Annotated in this window: 6 protein-coding genes and 1 pseudogene; all 7 read right to left on the bottom strand. The window is 71.3% G+C overall.

The window, feature by feature from the left end; genetic code table 11:
* A partial coding sequence (locus VLF38_RS09180) for a pyrroline-5-carboxylate reductase family protein (protein ID WP_325270964.1) occupies positions 1-320 on the bottom strand: 320 nt, incomplete at its 3' end.
* A gap of 13 nt (positions 321-333) precedes the next feature.
* The gene (locus tag VLF38_RS09175) at positions 334-1,278 is read right to left on the bottom strand and encodes a proline dehydrogenase family protein (protein ID WP_325270965.1); all 945 of its coding nucleotides are present in this window, start codon (positions 1,276-1,278) and stop codon (positions 334-336) included.
* 57 nt (positions 1,279-1,335) lie between these two features.
* Positions 1,336-2,070, bottom strand: coding sequence for an ABC transporter permease (locus VLF38_RS09170; protein WP_325270963.1), 735 nt, complete (start codon positions 2,068-2,070; stop codon positions 1,336-1,338).
* A complete protein-coding gene (locus VLF38_RS09165; RefSeq protein WP_325270962.1) occupies positions 2,067-2,819 on the bottom strand; it encodes an ABC transporter ATP-binding protein in 753 nt (250 codons plus the stop codon). Before VLF38_RS09165 ends, VLF38_RS09170 begins: the two co-directional genes overlap by 4 nt.
* A 32-nt stretch (positions 2,820-2,851) precedes the next feature.
* Positions 2,852-3,463 (bottom strand): TetR family transcriptional regulator, encoded by a 612-nt coding sequence (locus VLF38_RS09160; protein ID WP_325270961.1) that lies wholly within the window; start codon positions 3,461-3,463, stop codon positions 2,852-2,854.
* Positions 3,464-3,470: 7 nt separating this feature from the next.
* On the bottom strand, positions 3,471-4,262 hold the full coding sequence (locus VLF38_RS09155) for a sugar phosphate isomerase/epimerase (protein ID WP_325270960.1): 792 nt from the start codon (positions 4,260-4,262) through the stop codon (positions 3,471-3,473).
* Position 4,263: 1 nt separating this feature from the next.
* A pseudogene (locus VLF38_RS09150) lies at positions 4,264-4,510 on the bottom strand (Ppx/GppA family phosphatase); the annotation flags it as partial.

Genomic DNA, 4,510 nt, shown 5'->3' with positions numbered 1-4,510 from the left:
GGAACGCGGGACTCGATCCACGCGGTGGTGGTGCCGCCAGCCAGCGACACCAGCAGCTGTCCGGGGCGCAGCTCCGGAGCGATCTCCTCGAGCAGGAGCGCCATGTCCTGCGGCTTGACCACGAGGGCGAGGGTGTCGGCCTTGCGGGCGGCGTCGCGGTTGGACACCACGGTCACGCCGTACCGCTCCTCGAGCTCTCGCGCGCGCTCGGGACGCTTCTCGCCGACGATCAGGTCGTCGACGCGTCGGCCGGCGCGGACCAGCCCGGAGAGGAGGGTCTCCCCCATCACCCCGGCACCGAGGATGGCGGTCTGCGACATGCGACCTCCCGGGCTACTTCTTGGACACCAGCGACTTGACGAAGAATGACAGGTTCTGCGGCTTCTCGGCGAGGCGTCGCATCAGGTAGCCGTACCACTCGGTGCCGTAGGGGACGTACACGCGCATGGTCTCGCCGCTCGCGGCCAGGCGCTTCTGCTCCTCCGGCCGGATGCCGTAGAGCATCTGGAACTCGTAGGTGCCCGGCTGCCGGCCGTAGCGGCTCGCCAGGGACGAGGCGATCTGCACCATGCGCGGGTCGTGCGTGGCGATCATCGGGTAGCCCTGCCCGGCGAGCAGCACCTTGAGGCACCGCACGTAGGAGCGGTCGATGTCGACCTTCTCCTGGTAGGCGACGGACTCCGGCTCGAGGTAGGCGCCCTTGCACAGTCGCACCCGCGAACCCTCGTGGGCGAGCGCGCGGCAGTCGGCCTCGGTGCGGTGGAGCGCCGACTGGAGGACTGCCCCGGTCTCGGGGAAGTCCTTGCGCAGCTCGCGCAGGATGGACAGCGTCGAGTCGGTGGTGGTGTGGTCCTCCATGTCGAGGGTCACCGTGGTGCCGGCGTTGCGCGCGGCGCGGCAGATGGTGCGCGCGTTCTCGAGCGCGATCTTGTGACCCCCCTCGAACCCGGTGGTGTCGGGAAGGAACTGGCCGACGGCCGAGAGCTTGACCGACACCTCGGCGCCGCGGGAGAGGCCGCGCGCCGACAGGCTCTCGAGGAGGTCCTTGTAGGCCGCCACGGTGGCCTCCGCCTGAGCGGCGTCGGTGGTGTCCTCGCCGAGGAAGTCGAGGGTGACGACCAGTCCGTCGTCGATGAGCTGCGCCGACGCATCGACCGCCGACTCGGTGGTCTCGCCCGGGACGTAGCTGGTGACGATGTGCGAGGAGACGGGCATGGTGCCGACGAGCTGCTTGATCCGCTCGCTTCGGGAGAGCATGAGGATCGGCTGACGGAGCAACGACATGGGCACGATGCTACGGGGTCTGTGACGCCGCCCACTCGTCGGTGCGGACGGTCACGGAGTACGGCGTCGCAGCGTCACCGCGCCGAGCGCCAGGCCAGCGGCGGCAATGGCCGCGACGACGCCCACGTCGCCCCACACCTCGCCCGTCTGCGCCGTGGTGGTGAGGGCCTGCATGGCGTCGACGGCGTAGGACAGCGGCAACACGTCGCTGATCGCCTCCAGCACGTCGGGCAGCGACGACCGGGGGACGAACAGTCCGCACAGCAGGATCTGCGGGATCACCACCGCCGGCATGAACTGGACCGCCTGGAACTCCGTGCGGGCGAACGCGCTGACGAGCAGGCCGAGCGCGGAGCCCAGGACGGCGTCGGCGACCGCGACGATGGTCAGCAGCCACAACGGCCCCTCGACGTCGAGGCCGAGGAGGGTCACGCTGAGCGCGACGGCGAACGCGGACTGGACGGCGGCGACGAGGCCGAACGCGAGGGCGTAGCCCACCAGGAAGTCCAGCTTGCCCATCGGCATGGCGAGCAGTCGCTCCAGGGTGCCGCCGGAGCGTTCGCGCAGCGTCGTCACGCTGGTCACCAGGAACATGATGATGAAGGGGAACATCGCCAGCAGGCCCGGTGCGAAGCGGTCGAACGTGCCCGGAACGTCGTCGAGCATCCACCACAGCAGGGCCATGAGCGCGCACGGCACGACCAGGAGCATGGCCATCGTGCGGTGGTCGCGGCGCAGCTGGGTGAGCACGCGCACGGCGACGGCCAGGGTGATGCGGAGGCTCATCGGGCGCTCCCCTCGTCGGCTTGCCTGGTGGCGTCCTGGTCGGCGGACTGGTCGACGATGTGGAGGAACGCCGTCTCGATGTCGGCGGCACCGGTGCGCTCGCGGATCTCGTGCGGCGCGCCGTCCGCGATGATGCTCCCTTCCCGCATGAGGAGCAGGCGGTCGCAGCGCTCGGCCTCGTCCATCACGTGGCTGGACACGAAGACCGCTGTGCCGCCGTCGGCCAGCTCGTGGAAGAGCCCCCACAGGTCCCGGCGGAGCACCGGGTCGAGGCCGACCGTCGGCTCGTCGAGCACCAGCAGGTCGGGTGCTCCGAGGAGTGCCACCGCCAGGCTCGCCCGGGACCGCTGTCCGCCGCTGAGGTTGGCCACGACCGAGTCCTGGTGGTCGCGCAGGTCCACGTGGTCGATCGTCCGGTCCACCTCCTCGCCGGCCAGTCCGAGCACCCGGGCGAAGAACTCGAGGTTCTCGCGCACCGACAGGTCGTCGTACACGCTCGCTGCCTGCGTGACGTAGCCGACCCGGTCGCGCAGCCCGGCACTGCCGGCCTCCTCGCCGAAGACCTGCACCGAGCCCGAGGCGATCTCCTGCACGCCGACGAGGCAGCGCATCAGCGTCGACTTCCCGCACCCGCTCGGACCGAGGAGCCCGGTCACGCCCCCTCCGATCGACAGGTCGAGCCCGTCGAGGACCGTGCGGGACCCGCGCACGACCACCAGGTCGCGCACCTCCACCGCGGAATTCACCATGCGTTGAATTGTGCGCCCGCCAGGGCCGGCCGTCAATCCCCCTCGATGGGGAGGTCGCCCGCGAGGTAGCGCTGGAGCGTCGGTGCGAAGGTGGCCACCACGTCGTCGGCGGTCATCGAGGCGATCGGCTCCAGCCGGATGACGTACCGGGTCATGATCAGGCCGATCACCTGGCTGGCCAGCAGCGGCATCCGGTGCTCGGGGTGGTCGATGCGCAGCGCCTGGCCGATCGGCAGGAGGATGATCGGGACGAAGCCGGAGCGGAGCAGCTCGACACCACCGGGATCGAGGACGCTGCGCACCAGCCCGAGCAGGGGTAGCTGCATCTCGGGGTCGTCCCAGACCGAGAGGAAGACGCGGAGGAACCGCTCGGCGGCGCCGTCGATGCCGCCCTCGAGCGCCGGCGCCAGGACCACGCGCGGGTCGACCGGCAGTGCGAGGGCGGCGAGGAAGAGGTCGTCCTTGCTGCCGAAGTAGTGGTGGACCAGGGCCGCGTCCACGCCGGCCGCGCCGGCCACCGCGCGGATCGTGGTGCCCGCGTAGCCACGCTCGGCGAAGGAGGCCCGCGCCGACTCCAGGATCGCCAGGCGGGTGTCGGCGCTGCTCCCCGGGCGGCGACCGCGCCGGCCGGCCGGGGCGCTCATGGTGCGCTCATGCGGCAGGCACCTTGAAGTGGGCACGGGCGAACTCCAGCGACTCGACGAGGTCGACCTCGCGCTCCTCGCGCGTGGCGCAGCGCCTGGTGTTGATCTCCAGCACGATGTCGCCGGCATAGCCGGACGCCACCAGGTGGTGCAGGAAGCGGTCGGCGCCGGTCGTGCCGCGCCCCGGCACCAGGTGCTCGTCCCGGGCGGAGCCGCTGCCGTCGGTGAGGTGGACGTGACGCAGCTGGTCGCCGAGCCGCCCCGCCATCTCCACCACGTCGGACCTCGCGATCGCCGCGTGGGAGAGGTCGATGGTCGTGTTGGCGTAGTCCTCCTCCGACGGGTCCCAGCCGGGCAGGTACATCTCCATCCCGCGTCGCGTCGAGGCCCGCCACGGGTACATGTTCTCCACCGCGAACGACAGCTCGGTGGACGACTCCAGCGCCGCGATCCCGTCGACGAAGCCCGCGGCGTACTCCTTCTGCCAGCGGAACGGCGGGTGTACGACGACCACGTCGGCGCCGACGGACTCCGCCATCGCGGCGGACCGCTCGAGCTTGCCCCACGGGTCCGTCCCCCACACCCGCTGGGTGAAGAGGAGGCAGGGGGCGTGCACCGCGGAGACGGGGACCTGGTGGTGCTCGGAGAGCTGCCTGATCGCCGAGGTCTGCTGGCTCAGGGAGTCGATGCCGACCATCACCTCGATGGCGTCGTAGCCGAGGCTCGCGGCCCAGCCGAAGGCATGGGCGGTCGACTCGGGATAGACCGAGGCCGTGGAGAGGGCGATGCGTCCGGACACGTCAGCCGAGCACGCTCATCCGGTCGATGCGCTCGAGGATGACGCCCTCCCGGAGCGCCCAGGGGCAGATCTCGAGCGCGGGCAGGTCGAAGATGTCCATGCAGGCCTCGGCGACGAGGGCACCCGGCACGATCTGGTGCGTCCGGGTCGGGGAGACTCCGGGCAGCTCCGCGAGGGGGAGGGAACGCGAGACCAGCGGTCCGTCGCCGGAGGGCGCGGCGCCGCAGATCCGGGCCAGGGACCGGAAG

The organism is Nocardioides sp. (assembly GCF_035481145.1).
Lineage (GTDB): Bacteria > Actinomycetota > Actinomycetes > Propionibacteriales > Nocardioidaceae > Nocardioides.
The sequence above is the reverse complement of the archived record's forward strand: the minus strand, read 5'-3'. Positions and strand labels throughout refer to the sequence as shown.